Source organism: Flavobacterium sp. HSC-32F16 (assembly GCF_024171645.1).
Lineage (GTDB): Bacteria > Bacteroidota > Bacteroidia > Flavobacteriales > Flavobacteriaceae > Flavobacterium.
In genome coordinates this window covers 1,117,237-1,144,139 of sequence record NZ_JALKAC010000001.1, presented here as the reverse complement: position 1 = coordinate 1,144,139, position 26,903 = coordinate 1,117,237, and the positions used below count along the sequence as shown (strand labels likewise).

At 32.3% G+C, this 26,903-nt stretch carries 26 protein-coding genes and 1 pseudogene; 9 read left to right on the top strand and 18 right to left on the bottom strand.

What is annotated here, in order from left to right; translation table 11 throughout:
• Window positions 1–28 precede the first annotated feature (28 nt).
• Window positions 29–1,699 (bottom strand): OstA-like protein, encoded by a 1,671-nt coding sequence (locus L1276_RS05080; protein WP_253785945.1) that lies wholly within the window; start codon window positions 1,697–1,699, stop codon window positions 29–31.
• 346 nt (window positions 1,700–2,045) lie between these two features.
• On the opposite strand from L1276_RS05080, the gene L1276_RS05075 reads away from it, so the two are divergent.
• Window positions 2,046–3,917 (top strand): alpha-amylase family glycosyl hydrolase, encoded by a 1,872-nt coding sequence (locus L1276_RS05075; RefSeq protein ID WP_253785944.1) that lies wholly within the window; start codon window positions 2,046–2,048, stop codon window positions 3,915–3,917.
• A 150-nt stretch (window positions 3,918–4,067) separates the two neighbouring features.
• Here L1276_RS05075 and L1276_RS05070 read toward each other — a convergent pair whose 3' ends face one another.
• The 7 genes from L1276_RS05070 to rsfS all read right to left on the bottom strand — a co-directional run bounded on the left by L1276_RS05070 (window position 4,068) and on the right by rsfS (window position 9,700).
• Window positions 4,068–4,850, bottom strand: a complete 783-nt coding sequence (locus tag L1276_RS05070; protein WP_253785943.1) for a superoxide dismutase — start codon at window positions 4,848–4,850, stop codon at window positions 4,068–4,070.
• A 9-nt stretch (window positions 4,851–4,859) separates the two neighbouring features.
• A complete protein-coding gene (locus L1276_RS05065) occupies window positions 4,860–5,129 on the bottom strand; it encodes an acyl-CoA-binding protein (RefSeq protein WP_253785942.1) in 270 nt (89 codons plus the stop codon).
• Window positions 5,130–5,783, bottom strand: coding sequence for a phosphatidylserine decarboxylase family protein (locus L1276_RS05060; protein ID WP_253785941.1), 654 nt, complete (start codon window positions 5,781–5,783; stop codon window positions 5,130–5,132).
• Entirely contained in the window at window positions 5,773–6,663 is an 891-nt protein-coding gene (locus tag L1276_RS05055; RefSeq protein WP_253785940.1) for a phosphatidate cytidylyltransferase, read from the bottom strand. Before L1276_RS05055 ends, L1276_RS05060 begins: the two co-directional genes overlap by 11 nt.
• Window position 6,664: 1 nt before the next feature.
• Window positions 6,665–7,270: a lactate utilization protein gene (locus L1276_RS05050; protein ID WP_253785939.1), complete on the bottom strand. Its 606-nt coding sequence runs from the start codon at window positions 7,268–7,270 to the stop codon at window positions 6,665–6,667.
• 116 nt (window positions 7,271–7,386) lie between these two features.
• Window positions 7,387–9,312 (bottom strand): ATP-dependent zinc metalloprotease FtsH, encoded by a 1,926-nt coding sequence (gene ftsH, locus L1276_RS05045; protein WP_253785938.1) that lies wholly within the window; start codon window positions 9,310–9,312, stop codon window positions 7,387–7,389.
• A 16-nt stretch (window positions 9,313–9,328) separates the two neighbouring features.
• Complete coding sequence (gene rsfS, locus L1276_RS05040; RefSeq protein WP_012024667.1) at window positions 9,329–9,700, bottom strand: ribosome silencing factor; 372 nt, start codon at window positions 9,698–9,700, stop codon at window positions 9,329–9,331.
• A gap of 92 nt (window positions 9,701–9,792) precedes the next feature.
• Between rsfS and L1276_RS05035 the strand changes: the two genes are divergently transcribed.
• Entirely contained in the window at window positions 9,793–10,521 is a 729-nt protein-coding gene (locus tag L1276_RS05035) for a biotin--[acetyl-CoA-carboxylase] ligase (RefSeq protein WP_253785937.1), read from the top strand.
• 182 nt (window positions 10,522–10,703) lie between these two features.
• Here L1276_RS05035 and L1276_RS05030 read toward each other — a convergent pair whose 3' ends face one another.
• Together L1276_RS05030 and pyrE are read right to left on the bottom strand one after the other, a co-directional pair.
• Window positions 10,704–11,096 (bottom strand): SRPBCC family protein, encoded by a 393-nt coding sequence (locus L1276_RS05030; RefSeq protein ID WP_253785936.1) that lies wholly within the window; start codon window positions 11,094–11,096, stop codon window positions 10,704–10,706.
• Between the two features lie 151 nt (window positions 11,097–11,247).
• A complete protein-coding gene (gene pyrE, locus L1276_RS05025) occupies window positions 11,248–11,892 on the bottom strand; it encodes an orotate phosphoribosyltransferase (protein WP_253785935.1) in 645 nt (214 codons plus the stop codon).
• Window positions 11,893–11,899: 7 nt separating this feature from the next.
• On the opposite strand from pyrE, the gene L1276_RS05020 reads away from it, so the two are divergent.
• Complete coding sequence (locus L1276_RS05020) at window positions 11,900–12,508, top strand: NUDIX hydrolase (protein ID WP_253785934.1); 609 nt, start codon at window positions 11,900–11,902, stop codon at window positions 12,506–12,508.
• A gap of 309 nt (window positions 12,509–12,817) precedes the next feature.
• On the opposite strand, the gene L1276_RS05015 is transcribed toward L1276_RS05020, so the two are convergent.
• Together L1276_RS05015 and L1276_RS05010 are read right to left on the bottom strand one after the other, a co-directional pair.
• Window positions 12,818–13,753, bottom strand: coding sequence for a hypothetical protein (locus L1276_RS05015; RefSeq protein WP_253785933.1), 936 nt, complete (start codon window positions 13,751–13,753; stop codon window positions 12,818–12,820).
• Window positions 13,754–13,795: 42 nt separating this feature from the next.
• Window positions 13,796–14,653, bottom strand: coding sequence for a hypothetical protein (locus L1276_RS05010; RefSeq protein WP_253785932.1), 858 nt, complete (start codon window positions 14,651–14,653; stop codon window positions 13,796–13,798).
• Between the two features lie 375 nt (window positions 14,654–15,028).
• Here L1276_RS05010 and L1276_RS05005 point away from each other — a divergent pair, with 375 nt between their 5' ends.
• The 4 genes and pseudogenes from L1276_RS05005 (at window position 15,029) to L1276_RS04990 (ending at window position 19,100) form a co-directional block, all read left to right on the top strand.
• Window positions 15,029–15,445 carry a helix-turn-helix domain-containing protein gene (locus L1276_RS05005; RefSeq protein ID WP_253785931.1) on the top strand — a complete coding sequence of 139 codons (417 nt, stop codon included), beginning with the start codon at window positions 15,029–15,031 and terminating at the stop codon, window positions 15,443–15,445.
• Window positions 15,446–15,721: 276 nt separating this feature from the next.
• Window positions 15,722–15,838: pseudogene (locus L1276_RS05000) on the top strand (transcriptional regulator); the annotation flags it as partial.
• Between the two features lie 453 nt (window positions 15,839–16,291).
• Window positions 16,292–18,295 carry a M15 family metallopeptidase gene (locus L1276_RS04995; RefSeq protein ID WP_253785930.1) on the top strand — a complete coding sequence of 668 codons (2,004 nt, stop codon included), beginning with the start codon at window positions 16,292–16,294 and terminating at the stop codon, window positions 18,293–18,295.
• A 10-nt stretch (window positions 18,296–18,305) separates the two neighbouring features.
• Window positions 18,306–19,100 carry a hypothetical protein gene (locus L1276_RS04990; RefSeq protein WP_253785929.1) on the top strand — a complete coding sequence of 265 codons (795 nt, stop codon included), beginning with the start codon at window positions 18,306–18,308 and terminating at the stop codon, window positions 19,098–19,100.
• Between the two features lie 279 nt (window positions 19,101–19,379).
• Here L1276_RS04990 and L1276_RS04985 read toward each other — a convergent pair whose 3' ends face one another.
• From L1276_RS04985 to L1276_RS04975, 3 genes are all read right to left on the bottom strand, one after another.
• Window positions 19,380–20,021 carry a DUF6882 domain-containing protein gene (locus tag L1276_RS04985; RefSeq protein WP_253785928.1) on the bottom strand — a complete coding sequence of 214 codons (642 nt, stop codon included), beginning with the start codon at window positions 20,019–20,021 and terminating at the stop codon, window positions 19,380–19,382.
• A 267-nt stretch (window positions 20,022–20,288) separates the two neighbouring features.
• A complete protein-coding gene (locus tag L1276_RS04980; protein WP_253785927.1) occupies window positions 20,289–20,624 on the bottom strand; it encodes a cyclic-phosphate processing receiver domain-containing protein in 336 nt (111 codons plus the stop codon).
• 175 nt (window positions 20,625–20,799) lie between these two features.
• Window positions 20,800–22,527, bottom strand: a complete 1,728-nt coding sequence (locus L1276_RS04975; RefSeq protein ID WP_253785926.1) for a M14 family metallopeptidase — start codon at window positions 22,525–22,527, stop codon at window positions 20,800–20,802.
• A 205-nt stretch (window positions 22,528–22,732) separates the two neighbouring features.
• Here L1276_RS04975 and L1276_RS04970 point away from each other — a divergent pair, with 205 nt between their 5' ends.
• Together L1276_RS04970 and L1276_RS04965 are read left to right on the top strand one after the other, a co-directional pair.
• Window positions 22,733–24,094, top strand: a complete 1,362-nt coding sequence (locus L1276_RS04970; RefSeq protein ID WP_253785925.1) for a DEAD/DEAH box helicase — start codon at window positions 22,733–22,735, stop codon at window positions 24,092–24,094.
• A gap of 176 nt (window positions 24,095–24,270) precedes the next feature.
• The gene (locus L1276_RS04965; protein ID WP_012024680.1) at window positions 24,271–24,717 is read left to right on the top strand and encodes a hypothetical protein; all 447 of its coding nucleotides are present in this window, start codon (window positions 24,271–24,273) and stop codon (window positions 24,715–24,717) included.
• A gap of 155 nt (window positions 24,718–24,872) precedes the next feature.
• On the opposite strand, the gene L1276_RS04960 is transcribed toward L1276_RS04965, so the two are convergent.
• The 3 genes from L1276_RS04960 to coaD form a co-directional block, all read right to left on the bottom strand.
• Entirely contained in the window at window positions 24,873–25,451 is a 579-nt protein-coding gene (locus L1276_RS04960) for an alkylphosphonate utilization protein (RefSeq protein WP_253785924.1), read from the bottom strand.
• A 90-nt stretch (window positions 25,452–25,541) separates the two neighbouring features.
• Entirely contained in the window at window positions 25,542–26,186 is a 645-nt protein-coding gene (locus L1276_RS04955) for an alpha/beta hydrolase (protein ID WP_371924150.1), read from the bottom strand.
• A 216-nt stretch (window positions 26,187–26,402) separates the two neighbouring features.
• Window positions 26,403–26,861 (bottom strand): pantetheine-phosphate adenylyltransferase, encoded by a 459-nt coding sequence (gene coaD / locus L1276_RS04950; protein WP_253785923.1) that lies wholly within the window; start codon window positions 26,859–26,861, stop codon window positions 26,403–26,405.
• Window positions 26,862–26,903 lie beyond the last annotated feature (42 nt).

The window sequence follows — 26,903 nt, the reverse complement described above, 5'->3', positions numbered from 1 at the left end:
GAATACTGCAGCTGAGTACTAAAAAAAATTACTTCTTTTTGGGTTTCGTTTCTGTTTTTACTGCTGGTTTCTTTTTATCGTAATTCAACGTTTCTTTCCTGACTTTTAGCGGTACATTTTTATCTTTCGCTTCTTGGTCTTTACCTTCTTTAATTAGTTTTTCGTTAAGCTCGTTATCTTCTGCTGTAAAAATATCATCTTTCGATTTTATTCTTTCGGCACCACGCCAGACAAAACCACGTAATTTACGGGCGTTTTCAGGCAAATCGGTTTCCGGGTAAATATCGCCGTCAACTTTATTGAAAAAGGTAATCGTTTCAATTAGATTGTTTTCAAGAATCAAATTGATTTTACTGCTCACGTTTTTATTAATTCCGATAAGTTCGTTATCATCATTCCGCATAAAATAGACGACTTCTGTGTTTTTAATAACATCGACATCGTGAAGTTTTCCTTCTTTAAATTTTCCAAATAAATTGAGGCCCTTGACCTGATTATAGCCCGTTCCGAGGGTATCCTTTGATATTATAAAAGTATTGTTGAGGACTTTTAAAGAGTCTAGTTTTTTAGTATTGTTATCGCCAATTAAGTGCATGATATCTCCGGTAATCTGACTTTCTCCATTCCATATAATTGGATTTCCAATTAGCTTGGTTAATGCCGTTTTGGAGTTTGAATGTATCGAATCGCATTTTCCGCTCATGTCTGTTTTATAAAAACGTACATTATTAAAAGCTCTTAAAATTCGTTCACCTTCTTTTCCTGTTACCATCAGTTTTTTTCCGTGAATGTAAACCGAGTCATTTTCAACTAAATTAATTGCAACAGCCCTTTTGGTAACAAACATCGAATCCTTCAGCTTGAAAATTTCGGCATAATGTCCTTTTACAATACCACGATTAATAGAATCAGTAATTTTTACGTTCCGCGTTGCCGAGGCAAATTCGGTATTTCTGTTATAAAATAAACTATCGCCTTCAATGCGCCTGTCGTCGTATTTTATATATGATTTCCTTAAAAAATGCGCGAGATTTTTCTTGGTGTCATAAAATCCCCGTTCCGTGTAAATATAATTGGCTTTACTTGTAATAGTCGATGGTCCAAGTAAATAAGTGTGTCCGGAATTGCTGTAATAATCTAAATGATTAGATTTTATAACATACTTTGGATTTGTAATCGTAACCTCGGTCAGAAATTGAAATTTTTTCTCGGCAGCAAAATATCTTCCTGATTTACTTACTAAAGTATTGTCTTTATTAACGATTGTTCCTTTTGTATTATAATAAGCCTGTTGAATATTACGGTCAAAATGAATAGTATCAGTTTGTAAAGTAGCATCGGGAGAAGTCATAACGGCATCTCCGGTTGCAAAAGCTTGTTTTAAATTACCGCTGTATTCGGCATATTTACTATTCAAAAATAAAGTATCACCTTGTACCAACTGTACATTTCCGAAGGCTTTAAGATAATTTTCTCCTTCAAAAATATAAGCCTTATTACAGGTCAGAACGATTCCGTCATGATCTACTTTTACATTTCCGCTCAAAAGCACTGCACCCGGCGCCAAAGCTTCGTTACGTTCAAAATTATCGGCATGTTCTACATGAATTTGTTTTGAACCTGGTTTTGCTGCTTGCGCAAAAGCAGATTGAACGTTTACAATAAGTACGCAAAATATAAAAAAGAGTAATTTCTTCAAGTGATTAAATTTTTGTCAAATTTATGAAAAAGGATATAACCTTAGATTGTTATTAGGATTAATTTATATTTTTAGGTTTCTAGGTAAAAAGAGGAAAAGAATCAAAGTTTAAAATTGATTTTTTTTACATTTTTTAAGAACATTTAAAAGCCTTTGTCTCTTTGTTACTCTGCATCTTAAAATTTATCAACAAAACCCAGAACTCTCACGTTGTAGTTCACGATTTCAGAATTAAGAAAAAACAAATCAGATTTACTTTAATCTGAGTTTTAAAAAATAAACTAAATTTAAGAATTGGTTTTGGATTAAAATTTCATTTCCATATCGTTAAGTTAGATTAAAAAATATGATAAAAAGTAAATTTGTTGCCACAGGAATAGCTGTGACTATGTTGTTTTCGGCTTGCAAAACAAAAGATTTAAAAATGGGTGAAGTAAAACAGGAAAATTCAAAAGAAAAAAAAGTTGTAGTCTATCAGGTTTTTACCCGTTTATTTGGAAATACAAACAAAACCAACAAGCCTTGGGGAACAATTGAAGAAAACGGAGTTGGAAAGTTTAATGATTTTACAGATAAAGCACTTCATGAAATTAAAGATTTGGGTGCAACTTATATTTGGTACACCGGTGTGCCTCACCATGCTTTGGTTCGTGATTATACTGCTTATGGAATCTCAAATGATGATCCCGAAGTAGTAAAAGGACGTGCTGGTTCTCCTTATGCTGTAAAAGATTATTATAATGTAAATCCAGATTTGGCTGTAAATCCGGCAAACAGACTTCAGGAATTTGAAGATCTAATTGCCCGAACGCATAAAGCAGGTCTAAAATTGATTATTGATATTGTTCCAAATCATATTGCAAGAAAATATGAAGGAAAGAATAATCCTGAAGGTGTAAAGGATTTTGGCGCCGATGATGATGTAACGGTAGAATATAAACGAGATAATAATTTTTACTATATCCCGAATATACATTTTGAAATTCCTGATGGAGATATTCCATTAAATGGAGAAAAAAATCCTCTTGTAGACGGAGTTTTTGATGAAAACCCGGCAAAATGGACAGGAAATGGATCACGAAAAGTAAAACCAGATCAAAACGACTGGTACGAAACGGTAAAAGTAAATTACGGTGTTCGTCCTGACGGGACAAAAGATTTTCCTGAACTTCCTGCAGGATATGATCAAAAATCATCTCAGGAACATTTTGCTTTTTGGCAGGATAAAGATGTTCCTGATTCATGGAAAAAGTTTAAATCGATCGCTTTGTATTGGACTGCAAAAGGCGTTGATGGGTTTCGTTATGATATGGCCGAAATGGTTCCGTATGAATTTTGGAGTTATATGAACTCTGCTGTCAAAATGAAAAATCCAAATGCATTTTTACTGGCAGAAGTGTATAACCCGAATGAATATCGAAATTATATTCGTTTAGGAAAAATGGATTATTTGTATGATAAAGTAGAAACCTATGATAAACTGAAAGATATTATTCGTGGAAAATCATCAACAGATGGATTATCAGACATTCAAAAAGGGATGGCGGATATCGAACATCATATGCTTCATTTTTTAGACAATCACGATGAGCAGCGCTTGGCTTCTCCTGAATTTGCCGGTACGCCCGAAAGAGGAAAACCTTTAATGGTTGTTTCGACAACTTTAAGCACATCGCCAACAATGGTTTATTTTGGGCAGGAAGTAGGGGAGGCAGGAAATGAAAATGCCGGTTTTGGAACACGCTCCAGAACTTCTATTTTTGATTATATTGGAGTTCCAAGTCATCAAAAATGGATGAATGAAGGAAAATTTGACGGCGGCCAATTATCTAATTCTGAAAAAGCTTTACGTGATTTTTATAAACGATTACTGAACTTCTCTTTAAAAAGTTCAGCTTTAATGGGAGATTTTCAGGAAATACAATCGGTAAACCGTCAAAATACGGCTAATTACGACGAATCAATTTATTCTTATGTTCGCTGGTCTGAAAGCCAAAAATTGATTGTTACGGCTAATTTTTCTTCAGAAAAAACAAGTGAATTTAATTTGAAGATTCCAACGGATGTTATTTCGAAATGGAATTTAAAAGATGGAGAATATACGCTTACAGATCAATTGTACAAAACGAATTCTGTAAAACTAATAGTAGATAATGGTGAAGGAATTGCAAGAGTAAAAATAGTACCGTCCGAATCATTTATTTACGAATTGAAATGATTTGCCTGTTCGGATCAGGGAACAATTATTTAGTATAGATTTAACGTTGTAACTTTTCTCGCAGCAAACCTAACAGGTTTAACGGAACGATGTAGAACAATTTTAAAACAAAAAAAGCTGATACGAATTAAGTATCAGCTTTTTTGTTTTTTATACTTTCTTGACCTTTTTGAGGGCTTCGATATAATATTCGTTTACTCTTTCCCAATTTATATGTTCATAAAAAGCGTCAATGTAACTTCCTTTTCTATTTTGGTAATCCAGATAATAAGCGTGTTCCCATAAATCGATGCCTAAAATTGGCGTTCCCGGAATCAAAGCGTTTTTCATTAATGGATTGTCCTGATCTTCGGTAGTTGTAATTTGAAGTTTTCCATATCGATCAACAACTAACCAAACCCATCCTGAACCAAATTGTTTTTCGGCCTGACCTTTAAACTGATTGGTTAGATTATTAAATGAGCCAAATTCTTTATTAATAGAACTTGCAAGCGTATCTTTTGGAGTCTGCTCTTTGGGTGTCAGAATATTAAAATAAAGCGTATGGTTGTAATACCCTCCAGCATTCTGGCGAAGTTTTGCATTGTTTAAATCTAATTTTTTTAAAATATCCTCAATTGGCATATTTTCGAATTCAGTCGAAACAATTTCTTTGTTGAAATTATTGGTGTACGACAAATAATGCTTAGAATAATGTGTTTCTAAAGTTAATGATCGTAACGCCGGACTTAATCCATCATAAGCAAAAGTCAGCTTTGTGAGTTCAAAAGAACCCGGATCTGCTTTTACATCATTTGGTGATCCAATTACTATTTTTTCTTCCTTGGTAGGAAGAGGAACTTCTACAACTTCAGTCAGCTTGTTATTATCATTACAGGAAAATAATAGTATGAATGAAGGCAAAATACTGAAAAGAACAATTATTTTCTTCATAATATTAATTTATTTTGATTTTAGCGAATTGATAATCTCTATATAATTCTCTTTAGCTTCATCTGTTGATAAATGGCTGATCTGCATCCAGGCATTTGTTTTAAATGCATTTCTCAAATCAAAATTCTCCGACTGATTGTAAACTGCAGTCCCAAAAGTGGCCTGTTTGTAAAATGCATAAAGTCTTAGCTGCACATCTTGCGGCAGCGAGGCCTGAGTCATATTCATTGCAATCTCTACAGCCTCAGTAAAACGTCTTTCTAAATCTTTGTCTGCCATTTAAGCTTTCGTAGCAATAATAGTCTTTCCTCCAATTGCTTTTTGTCCTAAAACAACATTAATTGGTGTACCTAAAGGTAAAAATAAATCTACTCTCGATCCAAATTTAATAAAACCGGCATCTGTACCTTGTACAACCTGTGTTCCTTCTTTTGCATAATTTACAATTCTACGAGCCAAAGCTCCTGCAATTTGTCTGTAAAGAATAGCTCCAAAAGTTTCATTTTCAATAACTACAGTTGTTCTTTCATTTTCTTCACTCGCTTTTGGGTGCCATGCAACCAAGAATTTTCCAGGATGATATTTACTGAATTTTATAATTCCGTCCATTGCATAACGCGTAACGTGAACATTGATTGGTGACATAAAGATAGAAACCTGTAAACGTTTGTCTTTAAAATATTCGCCTTCGTAAACCTCTTCAATAACTACTACTTTTCCATCAACCGGAGCAAGAATTTGATCGATGTTGCGAATCGCAATTCTTTTTGGATTTCTAAAAAATTGCAGAATAATAATTAAAACTACTAAAGCAAAAATTTGCACTAGTTTTTGCAGCCAATAGATATCAATAAACTGATCAGCTAATAAAACCACAACAACAGTGAAAATTACACCTAATAAAATAGACGGGCCTCCTTCTTTATGAAACATAATATAAAATTTGATAAAATAAAAATATAATTGGTGCTACAAATATAACACTATCTAATCGATCTAGTATACCTCCGTGTCCGGGCATTATTGAACCGCTGTCCTTTATGCCGGCAATTCTTTTAAATTTTGATTCTATTAAATCGCCAATCGTTCCAAAAACACTTACTATTAGAGCGATAATAGTCCATATTAAGATCGATTTACTGCTAAAATCCGGATTAGGCTGTATGTAAAATTTTGAAATCAAAAAACCTGCAAAAGCAGCGAAAACCATTCCGCCTACAAAACCTTCGATTGTTTTTTTGGGAGAAACACGTTCAAACAATTTATGCTTTCCTACGGATTTTCCAACCAAATACGCAAAAGTATCGTTTGTCCAGATTAAAATAAACAAGCCTAAAATGATTTTCGGATTGTAATCATTTGTTCCAAAGGAAATTTTTACAATAAAAATAAATGGAAGCGTAATATATCCTAAAAGATATAAATATTTTGATGAAGTGCTTACTTTTTGAACTGAATCATAAAATAAGAATATGATGCATTTAATAGAAACTACAAGTGTAATAGCAAGAAGTACAAGATCTAATTGCTGAATGTTGGTTTCTAAACTAGTGTTAGATTGAAATGTTTTATTGAGGTAATCAGCAGTTTGTTTATTGTAGTGGCTTACCAGAATTACTATACTGTACAGTAAAGTTCCAAATAATATCGAAAAGACTTTATTTAGGTTAACTATATTAGAAAACTCATAAATAGTAATAATTAGAAAAATACCAAAAAGAACAATGAAGCTTTCAGTAGAAAACAGGATTGAAGTTAACAACAGAGCAATATAAACAGCACCAGAAATGGTTCTTTTAAGCGTTTCGTTCATCTTAAAGATCTTCTAAGAGCAGTAAATAAAGGTTTTTGGCAACACTTCCGTACTGCGTAAAATCTTCTTCTTTTGCTTTTTCGAAATATTTTATTGTGGTGATATTAGTTGGGATATCTCTATCGTATTTGCGTTTAATAGCACTTAAGCCATCACTTTTCATTGGAAGAATTTGACTTGTTGTAGCAATAATTACAATATTAGCCGGTAAATCGTTTGGTTTGTTTTGTCTGATTTGCTTAGATGAAAACAAAATAGAACCTTCATCTGCAATTAAATTTTCGCAGCTCGCCAATAAAAACTTTGGATGAGAAGGAGCAATGTAAAAAAGTTTGTTTTCTTCTAATAAATGAAAAAGAGCCGATTCGTAACATAAAACTTCATTTTCAAACCAATCGTTTTCTTCTAAAATATTTTCGAATTGTTCTGTTACTTCCTGAGTATTTTCACAATACAGAAATTTTCCGCCATTTTTCTTGAAGTTGAAAATGAATTGTTCGTCTAAAGACAAATGACTATTCGGAGCAGGAGTTCCTGCGTATTCACTTTCGTGTTCTTCGTCAGAAGCAGATTCGCCGGAACCAAATATTTTTTTGAAAAAATTCATTTTTTATATGAAATACTTTACATGTTAATTGAAAACGTTCAAAGATAAAAAAATCTTAATTCAAAAGCCTGTTTTGAATTAAGATTTTAAAAAATATTGCATATTTATTGAATAATTTACGAAACCACTTCCTCTAAATTTTTATCAAAAGTACGTTTTCCGAAAATTGTTTCTAAGTCATCTTTAAAAATAACTTCCTTTTCAATTAATATGTCAGCAAGCTGATTTAATTTGTCTTTGTTTTCTTCTAGAATTTGAATCGCTCTTTGGTATTGACCTTCAATTAATTCTGAAATTTCAGCATCAATAATTTTTGCTGTTTCGTCAGAATATGGTTTAGAGAAATTATATTCGCTTTGACCTGTTGAATCGTAATACGTAACGTTTCCAATTTTTTCGTTCAATCCGTAAATGGTTACCATTGCACGCGCCTGACGAGTTACTTTTTCTAAATCACTTAATGCGCCAGTCGAAATTCTGTCAAAAGTTACTTTTTCTGCAGCTCTTCCGCCCATTGTAGCACACATTTCGTCTAACATTTGATCTGTTCTTACGATTTGTCTTTCTTCTGGTAAATACCATGCAGCTCCTAAACTTTGACCACGAGGTACGATTGTTACTTTAATAAGTGGTGCAGCGTGTTCCAGCATCCAGCTTACAGTAGCGTGACCAGCTTCGTGAATTGCAATTGCTCTTTTCTCGTCTGGAGTAATGATTTTATTTTTCTTTTCAAGTCCGCCAATGATTCTGTCAACTGCATCAAGAAAATCTTGTCTGTCAACAGCGGGTTTATTATTACGAGCTGCAATTAATGCTGCTTCGTTACAAACGTTTGCAATATCAGCCCCAGAGAATCCCGGAGTTTGTTTTGCTAAGAAATCAAGATCAAGACCTTCTACTTTTTTAATTGGTTTTAAGTGTACCTGGAAGATTTCAGCTCTCTCGCGAATGTCTGGTAAGTCAACAAAAATTTGTCTGTCAAAACGTCCTGCACGCATTAAAGCTTTGTCAAGAACATCAGCTCTGTTGGTTGCTGCCAAAACGATTACATTAGAGTTTGTACCAAAACCATCCATTTCTGTCAATAACTGGTTTAAAGTGTTTTCTCTTTCGTCGTTTCCGCCAGACATATTACTTTTTCCTCTTGCTCTACCTACAGCATCAATCTCATCGATGAAAATGATAGCAGGAGATTTTTCTTTTGCCTGTTTAAACAAATCACGTACACGAGATGCTCCAACTCCCACAAACATTTCTACGAAATCAGAACCTGATAACGAGAAGAAAGGCACTTGTGCTTCGCCGGCAACAGCTTTTGCAAGTAAAGTTTTACCAGTTCCAGGAGGTCCTACAAGTAAAGCTCCTTTTGGAATTTTACCTCCTAAGTTTGTATATTTTTCAGGGTTTTTAAGGAATTCAACAATTTCTTGTATTTCTTCTTTTGCACCTTCTAAACCTGCCACATCTTTAAATGTAGTTTTGATATCTGTTTTTTCATCAAAAAGTTTCGCTTTAGATTTTCCAATGTTAAAAATCTGTCCGCCTCCGCCAGCGCCTCCGCCAGACATTTTACGCATAATGAAAATCCACACACCAATAATGATGATGATAGGAAGTAAGCTGATTAAAATATCGCTCCAGTTGTTTTTCTGAATGAAATTAAAGTCTTTTAGTTTTCCTTCGTTAACTGCTTTTTCAAGTTTAGTTTGAAAAATCTGGTCGTTACCAATTTCTAAAGTATAGTGAGGACCTTTGTTTGCTCTGTCGAAAAGATCTTTAGCAACTTTTTTGTTTGCTGCATCTTTAAGGGCTGCCTGAGTTAAGTAAACTTCAGCTTCAGCTTTATTATAAACGATAACTTTTTCAATTTGTCCTTTTTCTAATAAAGTATTGAATTTAGAAGAAGTCAATTGAGCAGGTTCGCTTAAGTTAGATCCACCGGTAGCAAAACTTATAAATAAAAAAACTAAAAGTATTGCGGTATATATTAACCAGGGACTTATTTTAAATTTATTCGGATTTGGATTATTATCTTTAGCCATTTAGAAAAATTTTTCTTTAGTATTTGTTTTCGATTGTAGTTATTTTGGCGTCACCCCAAAGGCTTTCGATATTGTAATATTCACGAATGTGTTTTTGGAAAACATGTACCACAATATGCACATAATCCATAAGAACCCATTCTGCATTATCGGTTCCTTCTACGTGCCAAGGTTTATCTTTTAAGTCTTTAGATACTGTTTTTTGAATTGAATTTACAATGGCGTTAACTTGGGTGTTTGAGCTACCGTTGCAAATGACAAAATAGTCACAAACCGCTGTGTCTATATCCCTTAAGTCAAGAATGTCAATATCATTTCCTTTTACTTCCTCAATCCCTTTGATTATGTTCGCCAATAGAACATCATTATTAATAGTCTTTTTCGCCATGAATTATTTTATATGAATTTGTAAAGTTACCAAATTTTGTCATTATTTTTGAACCTTAACAAAATATTAAACTAAGATATTTAAATTATTTAATGAAACTAATCAAACTCGATGCCATAGATTCTACAAATGATTTCCTAAAATCAATGTCAAGTAAGGATCGACTGGAGAATTTTACGGTGGTAACGGCTGAAAATCAGACAAAAGGCAAGGGGCAAATGGGAGCTGTGTGGAAGTCTGAGACTGGTAAAAACTTAATTATGAGCGTCTTGGTAAAGGATTTCCTTTTTCATAATGAAAAGGTATTCAATTTGAGCATCATCGTTTCTTTGTCGGTTTTAGAAGTTTTAAAATCTTTAAATATTCCTGATTTATGCATAAAATGGCCAAACGACATTATGTCATACAATAAGAAGATTGGTGGCATACTGATAGAAAATACTTTAAAAAGTGATGGCAGAATCGTGTCAGTTGTCGGAATTGGACTGAATGTCAATCAAACTAATTATGCTGAACTGCCAAACGCTTCGTCGCTTGCCATTATTTCCGGAAAAACTTTTGATAAGAATGCATTAATTGTTTCTATCGTTGAAAAAATGAAAGAAAAAACCGAATTATGGCAGACAAAGACTTCTTTGTTCCGGGAAGATTATCTTAATTCACTTTTCAAAAAAGGGGTTCCAATGCCGTTTAGAAATCTTCAGAATACAAACTTCATGGGAATTATTCAAGGTGTTTCTGCGGTTGGAAAACTGCAGGTTTTGTTAGAAGATGATTCAGTTTCGGAATTTGAAATAAAAGAAATTCAGATGCTTTACTAAGTTGCTAAGATACTAAGGTTCTGAGATTCTAAGGTTTTGCCACGAAGGCACAAAGACACAAAGAATTTCAAAGTATATTTCAAAAAAAACTTCGTGGCTTTGTGCCTTCGTGGCAACAAAAAAAAGCCTGATAATCAAATCAGGCCTTTCATTTATAATTCACAATTAATAATTAACCATTATTAAAGTTTGTGCATATTGTTTGCTAAAGTTTCAATAAACTTACTGATTGGACCTTTAACCATCATTGCCATCATAGCGTTGAATTCGCCTTCGAAAAACAATTGAACAGCACTTTCTGAATCAGAAATACTGTCTATGTTTGATGTTAAAGTAAACGGAAGTTTATCACTTGCAGCGCCCAAAACAATTTTATTTGGAGCGATTTTGTCTTTCATTTTTAATTTGATTTCCGGCATGCCTTTCAATCCAAAAATAAAAGAGTCTTCGCCGGTTACTTCAAATTTAGCAATGTTATCCGGCATTAATTTTTCAAAATTCTTAACATCAGTCAATTGATCAAATAAATCCTGTGCTGATTTCTGAACAGTAACTTTTGGACTTTCTAAGTTCATATGTTTTTTTTGTTTTTATTTAAACGCAAAGGCGCAAGGTTTTTTTCTAATCTTTATGTTTAATTGCGCAAAGTTCGCAAAGCTGAAACTTTAACTTCATCCCAAATTACAAAAAGAGCGCAGCGATTTTTAGAAAATCTAAATCTAAAATCTATTCCTGTCCCCAAGTCGATGGGCTTACGCTCCATTCTTGCAGAGTAGACTGCTGATCTTCTGTAATATATTGTTTTTGAACAGCCAGGTCCAATAGGTTTTCGTAGTTGCTTAATGTGAATAAATCAACATTTGCTTCTTTAAAATTTTCCTCAGCAACACCAAAGCCGTATGTAAAAATTGCAGCCATACCTTTAATATTGGCACCTTCGCTTCTTAAAGCTTCTACAGCCATTAAGCTGCTTTTTCCGGTACTGATTAAATCTTCAACGACTACAACATTTTGACCTTTTTGTAAAAAACCTTCAACTTGGTTTTGTCTTCCGTGTTTTTTTGGTTCCGGACGTACGTATACAAACGGAAGTCCAAGACTTTCGGCAACAAGAATCCCAACTCCAATGGCTCCAGTGGCAACACCGGCAATGACATCAGGCTTTCCAAATTGTTTTTCAATGTTCTTCGCAAACTCATCACGAACGTAGTTTCGGATGCTAGGAAATGAAAGAATTAACCTATTATCGCAATAAATAGGAGATTTCCATCCAGAAGCCCATGTAAAAGGATTTTCTGGATTCAATTTAATTGCATTTATTTGCAAAAGCAATTCAGCTGTTTTTTCGGCAGTATCTTTATTAAAAATCATAGTACAAATGTATAAAGTTTTTGTGAACGACAAACCACTTTTTTTGACAAATGAAATCTCGAAGGAAACAGATTTCCAATTGTTCTTGTTGGAGAGTATTGATATCGAACAGCTTATAGTCAAAATTTTTCAAAATAAAATTCAAAAAGCCATTTTATATCATCCTGACGAAAGTGAAATAATGAAAACCCTAAAGGCCAAAATTCCGGTAAATAAAGCTGGCGGAGGCTTTGTGTACAACAAGAAAGGCGAGGTTTTGTTTATCTTTAGAAACGGAAAATGGGATTTACCTAAGGGCGGAATCGAGAAAGGTGAGGACATTGAAGCAACCGCAATGCGCGAAGTTGAAGAAGAAACAGGCGTAAATCAACTCCGAATTACCAATAAACTTCAAAAAACCTATCATATTTTTAAACGTAACGGAAAATACAAACTTAAAATTACGCATTGGTTCGAAATGCAGTCTGATTTTGAAGGAACACCACACGGACAAATTGAAGAAGGAATCGAAAAAGTAGCCTGGCTAAACCCGGAACAAATTAAAGAAGCACTTACAAACTCTTACGAGAATATTAAATTGTTGTTTGCAGAGGAAGTAAAAGCCAAAGCAGATTAATATAAAATTTAAAAGCCCCAAATATTAATTGGGGCTTTTTTATAATTTATCTAGATCATCAATGTTAATCCATTTATTATGATAATTAATTTAATCGGTCCAGTTTTTTTATTTCCTCTATTAATTTTTCTGGAGTCACAGGATTAAATTGAAGATCCTTTGCAGATTTTTCACTCGTAGTTGTTTCTTTAATTGCTAAAAATGGCTGGCCTTCAAAAATTAGAGTTTAAATTTGATTATCTTAGATATTTTAATACTAAAAAAAAGACTCAATAGAATTATCCGTTAAGTCTTTTCTTTTTTTAAGAATTATTGATAGTCGTAAATAATTTCTAGCTTAACGCTGTCCATCATATCATTTCCTGTGGTTACTTTATAGTTTTTGATTTCTTTTAAGATCTGTTTTTTGTCATTAAATTCATATGAAGCCGTCATGTTAAAATTAAATTGCTCTAAATATTTTTTTTTGTAAGCTGAAATCAAGTTCTCAGATATTTCAATTTCTGTTATCCAGTAGTAGTAGCTGCTATAACTTGTAATAGATTTTTCATTATCTGGATATAAATTAGCCAAAAAACTATTTTGTTTCCATTCTTTCCCAAAAAGTGTTTTTTTATAGCTGTAATCATTTTTTAGATCGTTGTATGAAATTTCATCATCGATATTTGCAGATGTTAAATTACCATTGGTGTAGATGTATTCATAAGACGATGGAATGTTAGAAAAAACTACTTCATTGTATCCTATCCAATTGTTTTTGATTATTTTATTATTGTTATCAAGCAGCAATTCGTATGTATACGAATAGAATTCTTGAGAAGGAAATTCTCTGATAAAAACTATTTTATTTTGGTAATAAGCGAAATTCCTTATCTTAACCTTCTGAGTTACGGAATATGAAGTAGTCGGGATTTCTTCAATTTTAGTTATGCGATCTAAATTATCATAAGAATAGTTTGTAGTAAATAAAAGTGTATTTGCTGAATTGTATTTTAATATAGAAGATACTAAATTATCTGAGTTATACTTATAATCATCATATGTTCCGTCTAAAAAACGAACTACGCTTACTTTTTCATTAATAAAATATATTTTACTGGATTTATGGTTTAAATTACCATTTAAATAATAGTTTTTTGTAATGGTTGACAAGGTTGTATTCTTGTTTGCAGGAACAACATTATCAGAATCATTAGTACATGAAACAATTAATAATGCTATAAGCAGAGATATTATTTTTTTCATAGATGATGGATTTAAAAGAATTATTTTAAAAAAAAGATTATTTTACTTATACTCATAAACAGACTCTATTTTCATTGCGACATCCCAAGATGTATTGTATTCAGTAGTCGTTTTCGAAATTTTACCATCGCGATACTCTCGATTTATTACAGCGTCTCTTGTGCCTTCTTTATAACTCGAAATTAAATTTTCAGAAACCTGCGGCGTGTAATTTCCCTGATTTACTATAACCATTAAAAAACTATTCATTTTCCAGGCCTTTCCATACATATGCCTAGAAGAATCTGTCTCATTTTTCAAAGTGCCGTAAGTATACGTAACAAGCGGTGTAGTAATATTTGTTGCAGCATTAAAAGAAGTCACGCTAATCAAATTTTTGCCCGCATAAGTATATTGGTATCTTAAAGAATTTGCTTTAGGCGGCGCACCATTTACCAAGACTGCTCGTTTGCTAATCACCTGCTTATCACCATTGAGTTCCAATTCATATACTATAGAGTTGCCATTGTAATGACTGTAAGTAACAAGAATAGAATTTTCGTTATAAGTAATAGTATATTTTATAATGCTGTTATCACTAAAAACAACAGCATCCTCAGTTAAACGATCATTACTGTCAAAAGTATATTTGTTGGTTGAGAATAAAAAGCCATCCGGTTCATAATTAGAAGCTGAAGCAATCAAATTATTATTGTATTTATATTCTGTACGGCTTTGATCTAAGTTTTGTACGTTTTGCAGCTGCTGATTTGAATAATTAGACTTTGAAGAGTCAATTATTTCATTATCCACATAATAATTGGTTGTAATAGAAACCAATTCCGGTTCTTTAGGGCTTTCATCGTTTGAACATGCAACAGCGAAAAATCCAATCAAAAGAAGATTTATTATTTTTTTCATTTTTTTACCTTTTAAGTTATATCCAGTAGTAAAATATATTTTAAAAGGTTGCGCACAGAAATAAAAAAATGTAAGAATAACTATTTGGGCGTGCCACCATCGCGATAAGAGGGCAAACCTGCTTTGCGCTTATACGCCCTCTTATCGCGATGCTGTCGGGCTATACGGGCTGCTTCGGCAGCTTCCTTCTATCCCTCACGCGAGCTGCACTTTGAGATTAAATTTGTTTCAGATTTCAGGTTTAAAGTTTTTTTGCTGGCAGAGTAAAAGATCAAGAGAAAACTTAGAATCTTAACACCTAATAATCTTAGAAACTTATTTTAATTTTATGTCTCAAAAATCGTACTTTTGTTTCATAAGCAATATTTTTGAATTATGACCACATTTGCAAAACCAAGCCATATCGGAAGAAAAATTAGCCGAATTCGCGAACTTCGTGACATGAAGCAAGAAGCTTTGGCTCAAGCTTTAGGAACAAACCAACAAGCGATTTCTGCTTTAGAAAATAGCGAAACGATAGATGATGAAAAGCTAAAACAGATTGCAAAAGCTTTGGGCGTAAATGTTGAAGCGCTGAAAAACTTTTCAGAAGAAGCTGCAATTAATTATTTCAATAATTTCTATGATAATAGTGGTAGTAATGGTGCATTCGCACATGGACCAATATTCACTTTTAATCCTTTAGAAAAACTAATTGAAGCTTACGAAGAAAATAAAAAGCTTTACGAACGTTTGATTCAAGCTGAGAAAGATAAAGTTGAGTATTTAGAAAAAATATTGAAGGATAAATAGTTATTTGTTCTTTCTGGAATTAAAAAAAGCCTAATAAATTTTTAATATTTATTAGGCTTTTTTTGTTGTTAAACTTTATGTTTAAGGCTAGTGGATGAAGAAGTAAAATCGATTTTTTCTAAATTACTAATTGAACTTAAGATAAAATACCGATCGATAAATAATTATAGATAACGATAGCGCGGATTTGTAATCCGTGCCCGCATAGTATATCAATTTTGTATTTTTGAAACTGCTTCTCTTTGTGGGCACGGATTACAAATCCGCGCTATCGGGAATCCTTTAGAAAAGTTGATTGAAGCTTACGAAGAAAATAAAAAGCTTTACGAACGTTTAATTCAAGCTAAAAAAGATAAAGTTGAGTATTTAGAAAAAATATTGAATGATAAATAAGTTTTTTGTTCTTTTTGGAATTTAAAGAAGCCTAATAAAAATTGTTTTTATTAGGCTTCTTTGTTGTTTTTTAATTTTATTTTTTGCTGTCGTGTGTGTCTCGTATGTGTCCTCTTTATTGTATTGATTATTGCGTTAATGAGCAGAGATTTTAACTTAGGTTTATGCATTTCAATAATAACATATCTATTCTTTTTGTTAAAAATTAAAAAATGAAAGAAAATATTTATATTGTTTAAATTAAAAAGGATAAAAAGACTACATTTATGATTTGAATTAGATTGTAGATTATAATCTATAATTGTTTAGTAATTGGAATTAATTACTGCTATTAATGAATATGCAAAAGACGAAGACAAAAAAAAATAAACAACAATCACAACTATTCAGTTTTGTTACAATTGAAAAAGGAGATAAAAAACAGACTCTTTGTTATTAAAAAAGCCCAGCATTATGAGTAAAGTAAAAATATACGGGAATCCAAATCCTGTAATAGGAATAAAAGAATATTATTCTATACATGATTTTTTGGGCAGTTCAATTCGTTCACAATCAAGTGAACCACAATTTCAAAACATATCAGACCAAAGCATTAAATGGAGTGTCTGGATTTTATTTGGAAATGAATGGAAAAAAAAGCCTAAAAGCGATAAAACAGGAACAACTGTGGATTATACATTTACCCAGGACAGTCTCAAAAGAAAAGGAATTAGAATGCTCGTTGATGCAAATGGAGAAAAAGCGGTTCTTGATATAAAAACAAAGAATACTGAAGAAAGAAAAATTCTTCATGTTGAAATTCTTGATAAAAATAAACAAAAGCCGACTAAGTTATTTAGTTATGGCGAAACCATAACGGCCCGTGTTCACTGTATAAATATGGAAAAATTCCCTATAATTGTTACTTTATGGGAAGACGATGGAGGTAAAAAAGATCTTAGCGATATTAGTATACAAACTAAGGAGACCAATGTGCAGAATGGAAAAGCCGATGTAGAATTTACGTTCGACCTAGGAAAAGTATGGCTGGTCAATGCAAAGTCAGCACCTGGTGAGTTAAACGAAGGGGTATTTCATGAATATTATGTAACCGCTGAGTTTTACAAAAAAGTTTCGAAACCTACGGAAAATGTCAATGTAATCAATCCAGATTATAAAGAAGATATATTTGCAAAAGTGCCGGTTCCTAAACCTTCAAAAAAAGAAACCAGGGGAATAACTAAACCAGATAAAAAAGCTCACGATTACCAGGAACAGAAAATCGCGGTAAATACAACTGTTGTTTACGACCCACAGCAAGAATTTATAAATAGTTTACTAATGGTTGATGTTGGGGATTCTATGTGGCATCAAAATAAATGTTTATGTAAGGATTATAATTTAGTTTGGGGTAACAAAATAGGTTGCGATGAGAGAAAAAAAGTTTCAGAAGTTTCAAAAACTTTAGGAGTGGATCCTAATTGGTTAATGACAGTTATGGCTTTAGAAACTAATAAAACATTTAGCCCATCCATTGATAATGGTATTGGTTATGTGGGCTTAATTCAATTTGGGGAGAATGCTACTCATGATTTAGGTACTACACAAGAAAAATTAGTCAAAATGACTTTTATTGAACAAATGGATTATGTTCAGAAACATTTAATATATGTTAAGAACCACTTTGTAGTCAAAAAAAAATATGAAACACTTACAGATTTGTATTTGGCGGTTTTATACCCTTCAATATCGGGACACGGAAAAGAACTTAATCGTATTGTTTTAAGCGGTGCAGCTTATCGAAACAATCCAATTTTTTTTAAAGAAAATGGAGAATGGGAATGGGCAACTAAGTTGAATCATCAGGGGAAAGAAATAAAATACAAAAAGGCGACAAATCCTGATGGTAATACATATGTCTGGGAGATTACAATGGTTGCTGAAGAGATTTATAGAGAGGGATTAAGCTTAAAAGAAACTGCTTTTAGCTGTAAAAATGAAACTATTATAGAAAATAAAAAAGGAGAATGCTTAGAGACTTGGGATACTGTCACTAATTCAAGAATTGATAAACTTCATCCTAAAATAAAATGTGCTGTCAAAAATTTTATCAATGATGTCGAAAAAACTATGGGAATTAAATTAAGAATAATTCAAGGGTATAGAACTTATGCAGAACAAGATACTTTGTTTAGGCAACGTCCAAAAGTTACAAATGCAAGAGGAGGGGAAAGTAATCATAATTTTGGTTTGGCAATTGATGTTGCAGAAATAAAAAATGGTACTATCGATTGGGTAGAACAAGAAACGGTTTTATCTAATATTGCTCCAATTGGCAAAAAATGGGGTTTAGCATGGGGTGGAGATTGGAAAAGTTTTGTTGATAAACCTCACTTTGAAATGACATATGGAAAAACAACTCAGGATTTAAGGGAATTGCTTGAAGTTCACAATGATTATACTAAGATTCCTTTATAAATTAAAAATTATGAAAAAAATAAAAAATTTAACTTTTTTAATTGTATTGACAGTGTTATTTTCTTGTAAACGAAAAGAACAATGTCAATACAAAAGCACTGTGTTTAAGAAAGATTCTCTACAATTAATTAAAGATATAGCTATATATGGAGAATCATCAGAGGGAACAGAAGCTAAACTATTTAAAAAATTATACAATAGTGATTCTATAATAAATATAGAAACTTTTGGCGAAATGGGCAATTCAAAATACACATTTACATTTAATAAAAAATTATTGAATGCAAGGCATATTACTAATCATTACAGAGAGCCTATTTATATAAATTCAACTCCCAAAATAATAAAAAAGGATACAGCATTATTGAACAATTCTAATAGAAATAAATTTACAGCTCTTTTTTACGAATATAAAAGCTATTTTATTAAATCTAAAAACAAAAAGAAAGAGATTTTTTTAAATCAAAAGTGGTATGGAAAATATTTATTTACCATGAATGAGAATAGTGATGATTGGCGAGACTTACATGATATTTCCATTACCATACATAAAGATTCTTTAACTTATTCCGCTAAAGGATTTCAGTTATATCAATTATATAAGCTCTCAGTAGTTGAAAGAAATGATACATTAAGCTTAACTTTTGAAAAAGATTTGAATAATGCAGATAGTTGGGCGTTAAAAAAAACTAAAAATTTTGGAATAATTACTTTTGATAATCAGAGTTATAAATGGGTATGTCCATATATTGATATTAACTTCAATAATGGAAAGCATAATACTTACATTTTAAAGAAAGAATAGAAAGAATCTTCTAAAAAAGAAACCATAGGAACCCGATAGCGCGGATTTGTAATCCGTGCCCGCAAACTAAGGAAAGCTTCATTTTTAATATTTTCTCTCGTTAAGGGCATGGATTGCAAATCCGAGCTATCGAGTTTGTAATTCGTGCCCGCATAGTATATCAATTTTGTATTTTTGAAACTGCTTCTCTTTGTGGGCACGGATTACAAATCCGCGCTATCGGGATATGGAATCAAACAAAAAAGTATCATAAAAGCTTTGATCGTTAGATTTTTTAATTTACCCTTTTAACCCCGTTAAAAGATTGTTTTCATTAAATGTAGCCGTTATTTTTTTCTCGTTTTTTTCTGCAATCAATTCATTTTTATTTTCAAATAATTTATAACCTTTTAATAATAAATAATTTACCAAGGCATTCTTGTGATTGTTTATTTCAAATAATGATATAAATTCAGGAAAAACAGTTGAAACTCTTATGTTATCGTAACTCTCTTGGTTATCAATTAAATCAGATTTTATAGTAAGAACCATTGTTCCCTGACCATAATTTGCAAGGTAATAAGCGCTTGAATTAAAAACCTCAGATGCAAGCATTCCAAACAAATGCAAATCACTTTGATAAGCATCAAACTGGCCTGTTTTTAATAAATCAATGTTATTTTCTTCTCCGTATTTTTTTAATGCTAATGCCTGTTCCATTAAAGATTCAGAATATCCTGATTTATTTTCCCAAATCCATAACCATGTTTCTGATGAATGTGAAAATGAACCTAAAACCTGAATAGGAAAAGTTAGGGTGTCTCCAAAATAAATCTCTTGTTTGTTTAAGTCGACATTCCATGAATTTTCGCCAATTACATTATATAAATTGTGTTGTTTATCAAGAGTATATGCGCCAAATTTTTCTAGAAAATCATTCAAGTCTTGAAATTTTTTAAAATTTTCGGGTAATTCCATTTTTATAAAATTATGAGATATTAATGTGTAAAAATAAAAATTATTAAAATATACTGTAAGAAAATTTTGTAAAAAAAATAGAAATGCTTTTTGTATTTGGAAATTCCAAAAATGTATGAATGTCATAAACATAACGAACTTTAAGCAACCAGGCGTTAGCTCGGTTAAAGCACATTTTTTAATCAAGTTTTCTATTGAAAAATCTACTTATATGAGCATCATGAATGAAATTTAACCTTTCAAATATTTAATATAATTATCAAGCAAACCCTGAATTTGCTGGCTCGCAACAGGATTAGCAGAATGGACATTGAATTTTAAATTTTGTAAATCAATTCCAGATTCATAAACAAGCCATTTGGCGCAAGCGTAACCATCTTCGGCAATTTGATCATTTTCATCAAGACCTAAATCATTATCAAAACTAATTAATTCGGGAAGCCCTTTTTCAAGAATTACGGTTTTAAAATCATCGAAATTTCTAACGACAACGAAATCATTATTAGTTAGTTTTTTGTAAACCATATTTACGTCTCTAATATCGTCGAGAAAGAGTTTGTATGTCATTTTTTAGTAAATTTAAAAATGAATTTTAATAGCGTCCAGCTTTAGCTGGATGATAAAATTTAAACGCTGCAAAGGGCTTTAGCCAAATCGATTTTTTTGGCTAAAGCCTTTTCGATTGGTATTTTAATTCCCCTGGCTAAAGCCAGGGGCTATTATAATTTTTTTGCAAAAAAAACTACAAAACACGATAAACAGGATACTGCAAATGTGCCTTTTCATAATAAACAGAATGTTTGTAAATCCAATCCAATTGCGCTTCGGCATTTTTGGCAAAAGCAGGATCAGATTGTTTTTTAGCTTCTAATTCTACTTTTAGAGCAGGATTTTCTTTTAAAATCTGTGCAGCAGTATCTTCAAAAATATAGTCAGAATAATGTTCTTTTTGCTGTAAAATTGGGTCGAACAAATTCCAGTTAAAGAACGAATCAACGCCTTCTGGTTCAAAAGCTTCTACAAGATATTTTACACCTTTTTGGTTGGTTGGCACAATGTAATCTCCTTTGGCGAAAGCCATTTTAACGATTTTAGAAGTTATGGTTGTGTTTCTGTGTAAATAATGTCCTTCGTAAGCAGACGGAACGGTTTTAAAATCGGCAATTCTATAGCTTTCTACTTCTATAATAGTATCGTTTTTAATTTGTTTAAATGAAATGTTATTGTTTTTCAAAAGATCAATAATATTCCAATATCCTCTCGGAACAATATAAGCCGTCGGAATCACCACTTCCTTAACCGATTTAAATTCTTTAATATACCGAACGTCTTTTTTATACGGTTTGCTTCGGTCGTAATACAAACGATTTCCAGTTGTAGCGTTGCTTTTTTTGTAACCCGCTTCATATCCTAAAAATGAAAAAGTTGTGGCTTTTGTGCTGTCCAATTCCCATTTTAAAGTATAGTATTTCTTAGGCTGATATTGTTCTAAATTTTTTACTCTTAAATCTTTTATTTTTTGATAATTTGCATCGGTAAAATCCAAAGTTGATTTCATGTATTCGTACGTCATTTTTACGCGTTCGGCATATTTTTTCAGCATGTGCGTTTCGACCACAAAACCAATCGTATTAAATAGGGAAGTGTAACCCGTTGTATATCGCGGACTATCAACAAATTGCCCAAAACCTTTGTCTGGTGTATCCTTAAACGAATCGACATAAGGCGTTGTTTCGATTTTCTTTTTCTGAAGATCTTTTACCAAAGCCGGCATCATTTCGTTGTTCATAAAATCACCCAAAACAGTTCCAAGTTTATTGTGCTGTGTCATGATGTAAGTTAATTTGTATTGATAATCAGAACCGTTGCTTACGTGATTATCGATAAAAACATCGGCATTTATTTTTTGGAAAATCTCGACAAAACTTTTTGTATTTCTCGTATCCGATTTCATTAAGTCACGATTCAAATCGTAGTTTCTGGCATTTCCTCTAAAACCATAAATTTCCGGTCCGTCCTGATTCGCGCGTGTTGTAGAATTTCTATTTAAAGCCCCGCCAATATTATAAACTGGAATCGTAACTATAACCGTATTTTTTGGAGCTTTCAGTTTTCCAATCGCTAAATCTCTGTAGAACTGCATTGTTGCATCGATTCCGTCAGGTTCTCCAGCGTGGATTCCGTTATTGAGAAACAAAACAGCTTTGGTTTTCTGTATTTTATCAAAATTAAATTCCTTGTCAGGATTAAAAGTTACCATGTGTAAAGGTTCTCCAGAATCTGTCAGTCCCATTTCTTTAATCTGAATCGTCGGGAAATCATTTGCTAAAAGCTTAAAATAAGCAATAGTTTCCTGATAAGCTGCCGATTGATTTCCGTTTCCTTTCTCAAAAAACGTATCGTATTTTTTATTGTTTTGAGCAAAAATGGTAAGCGTAAAAAGTGAAATGATTATGGTAAAAAATCTCATGATTTGGGTTTTTAATAGAAATCAAATATAGAGAAATTTAGATTTAAAGTTAGCCACGAATTTCACGAATTAGCACGAATTAATTTGTGGAAATTCGTGAAATTAGTGGCAAAAACTATTTAATCATGGCTGAAAACTGTGATTGCGGCTGTAAACTGAATACTAAAAGCTGTACACTGCCAACTATTTTCTCTACTTTTGCAAAATGAATAAAAATCACCATTCCAACAATATACTTTCCAATTTAGGAATTGAAAGCCTAAACGAAATGCAAGAAATGGCACAAGATGCTATTTTGAATGAAAACAACGTTTTATTACTTTCGCCAACTGGATCTGGAAAAACATTAGCGTTTTTGCTTCCGGTTTTAGAATTGTTACAGCCGGAAATTTTATCGGTTCAATGTTTAATTTTGGTTCCGTCGCGCGAGCTTGGACTTCAGATTGAACAGGTTTGGAAGAAAATGGGAACGCAGTACAAAGTAAATATCTGCTACGGCGGACATTCTATTGATACTGAAATCAAGAATTTAAGCAATCCTCCGGCAGTTTTAATTGGAACACCGGGACGAATCGCCGATCATATTGACAGAGAAACTTTTAGGAGCGATAAAATTCAGACTTTAATTTTAGATGAATTTGATAAATCGCTTCAATTAGGGTTTCACGAACAAATGTCTTTTATTATTGGCAGATTACCGAAAGTCAATAAAAGGGTTTTGGTTTCAGCAACTTCTGATATTGAGATTCCAAAATACACCCGAGTTGTAAATCCTACAGTTTTAGATTTTATTCCGGAAGAAGAGGAGAAAGCGAATCTTTCGATGAAAATGATTGTTTCGCCCGCCAAAGATAAACTAGAAAGTTTGTTCAATTTAATCTGCTCTTTAAAATCGCAGTCGGCTATTATTTTTTGTAACCATCGTGATGCTGCAGAACGTATCAGCGACACTTTAAACGAAAAAGGCATTTACGCGACCTATTATCATGGCGGAATGGATCAGGACGAACGTGAGCGTGCTTTAATCCAGTTTAGAAACGGCAGTATTAGTTACCTCATCACGACAGATCTTGCCGCACGCGGATTGGATATTCCGGAAATGAAACACGTAATTCATTATCATTTGCCTTTAAAAGAAGATGAATTTACGCACCGTAACGGACGTACAGCGCGTATGCAGGCAACTGGAACGGCATATGTTATTGTTCACGAAAGTGAGAAAAAAATGGATTATATCGATTATGATATGCAGGTTCTGGATGTAAAAAATATAACGTCTCTGCCAAAACCGCCAGAATTTCAAACCATATATATAAGCGGTGGTAAAAAGACAAAATTAAACAAGTTTGACATTGTAGGCTTCTTTTCTCAAAAAGGAAAGTTAGAAAAAGAAGATTTAGGACTTATCGAAGTAAAAGATTTTGTTTCGTTTGCTGCAGTAAAATTTGGCAAGGTAAAAGAGCTGCTGACAGCGGTAAAAGATGAAAAAATGAAGGGTAAAAAATTTAAAATTGAAGTTGCCCGCAACGTTATAAAGAAAGAAGAAGAGAAAAATAAGAAATTTTAGGCTTTTTGAGATAGCTCTGCAGAGTTATGTTTTGGTTTAGATATCTGTAAATCAGTTTTTTATATTTCAATGAAGAAGATTAACAATTTTGTGTTAAAAAAATAATGATTTGATAGGTGTTTTTTCAATATTTCTGTGTTTTTTTGTTGCAGTAAAATTGTAACCCCAAATTCACTATGAAAAAGATTATTACCATTGCCATTTTGTTCTTTAGTTTTGTTTCGTTTGCGCAAATTAAAGTTATTGAAACAGTTCCTGTGGAGAAATTAGGAAAAGTAAATAACAATTACATTCAGAAAATTGGAGACGAATATACAGTGTACTACACTAGTATTTTAAACGATGATGATTCTTCACCTTTAAGAAAATTTAGTTTCAAAAATGTTAATAATGATTATACAAATCTTTACAACATTATTGTAGGTGGTTTTACAGCTGCTCCTTTATACGACATTAAATTAGAATTGCCAAACAACTATATCTGGTTACACTACACAGGAAACGTTGTTCCGGACAAAGCTACAGTTCAGTTCATGGTTTCTAGCAAAGACAGAGATTCTGCTACAAACAGCGTTTCTGAGCCATTCGTTAAAGATCAAATCAATAAATTATTCCAGAAGTAATTTTCTATTATAAACAAAAAAAGCTGTTCTAATCGAACAGCTTTTTTTGTTTACAAGCTCAAAGTTTCAGAGGAAGTAAGGTTCAAAAGGTTTGATTTCAGTTTTAAAAAAAACTTTGTCCCTTTGAACCTTTGCCTCTTTGAACCTAAAAAAAATTATATTTTCTTCACATACTGTGTAATAATCACAATCTGTTGTCCATCTACTTTTCCTTCTATGTATTCAGCGTTTTCGTGGTCTAAGCGAATATTACGAACGGCAGTTCCTTGTTTGGCAACCATACTTGATCCTTTTACTTTAAGATCTTTTATTAATACAACCGAATCTCCATGTTGTAAAACAACGCCATTGCTGTCGCGGTGAACCAGTTTGTTTTCGTCATCTTCGCCTTCTCCTGTTGCTTTTGCCCATTCAAGAATATCTTCGTCCAAATACATCATATCAAGTAATTCCTGAGGCCATCCTGCAGCGCGTAAACGGCTTAACATTCTCCATGCCACAACCTGAACCGGAATATTCTCATTCCACATACTGTCGTTAAGACATCTCCAGTGATTTAAATCTACATTGTCAGGGTTTTCAATTTGGTCAATACAGGTGTTACAGGCTAATACAGCTTCATCGATGCCTCCTTTTTTAGTTGGAAGTACTTGATAAACTTTTAAATTTTCTTCAGCGCCGCAAAGCTCACATTTAGATCCGCTTCGTTTGCTTAATTCTCTTTCGATACTCATTGTTTGGTGTTTATTTTAAAAATGCGAAATTACTTATAATTGATAAGGGTTGCAAATTTATGTTAGAGGCTGTTTTGTTTAAATTTTGAATTATGTTTTTTGAATCCATTTCACAATTTCATCAACCGCGGTTTCATCAATTTCATATATAGAATTATATTCTTTTGTTTTTTTCCAATCGTCTTTTCCTTTCGTTAAAAAATGATCTAATCCTTTTAATTCTATTATATTTAATTTTTTGTTATTTACCGCATTTATCAAATTCACTGTTTTTTCAGTATTAAAAAAAGTGTCATTAGTTCCTGCAATAAACAATAAAGGGATGTCTATGTTTTCGAATATTTTTAAAGAACTGACTTTTGATTTTGAATCATTTTTAGAAGAAAATTGGAGATTATTAAACTTTTCATACTTTTCTATAGGAACAGACATAAGTACAATAAAATCTGAGTTAATTCCTTTCTGATAATTTTCAATTGCAGCAATTCCGCCTAAACTATGCCCTAAAATTCCAATTTTCTTTTTTGACAAACTATCAATTTTTCGAATATTCTTAAAGGCATAATATAAATCTGTGGTAATTTGGTCTACGCTAAAATTCACTTTTCCGCCAGATTTGCCAACACCGCGATCATCAAAACGATAAACACCAATATTATTTTTTAATAGTTCTTCAGCTAATATATAGTGAGAATTACGTGTATCTTTTCCGCTTCCGGGAGTTATGACTACAATTTTTGAATATTCAGTTTTAGGAGAAATAATGTACCGCTTAATAATGTATTGTCTTCAGAATCAATAAAGTTGATTTCTCTAATATTATATTTTTCAATATTTTCTATTTCTTTCCTATAGACCGTGTTCTTTTGTGCGTGTATTTGATTAAAGTAAGTTGAAATTATAATGAAGACACTTACTTTTAAAATTATGTAAATTTTCTTTTTTATCATTTTATTTCTTAACCCTAACCGCATCCGGAACCAGCATTTCGTACTCGCCGCCATGACGCAATACATCGCGGACAATGCTTGAACTGATAAATGATGTACTTGCGGCAGTTAAAAGAAATACCGTTTCTATTTTAGACAGTTTTCTATTCGTGTGCGCAATTGCTTTTTCAAATTCGAAATCGGCTGGGTTTCTTAGACCTCTTAAAATAAAATTGGCTTTTACTTTTTTTGCCAAATCGATCGTTAAACCTTCATATGTTATTACCGAAATTTTAGGTTCATCTTTAAATGTTTCTTCGATAAAACGTTTTCTTTCTTCTAATGAAAACATATATTTTTTTTCGGCATTGACACCAATGGCAATTATAATTTCATCAAACAAAGGAATTCCTCTTTTGATAATATCTTCGTGTCCAAGTGTAATAGGGTCAAATGATCCGGGAAATATGGCTTTTCGCATTTTACTTTAAGTTTCTAAGGTTTTGAGATGCTAGATTCTAAG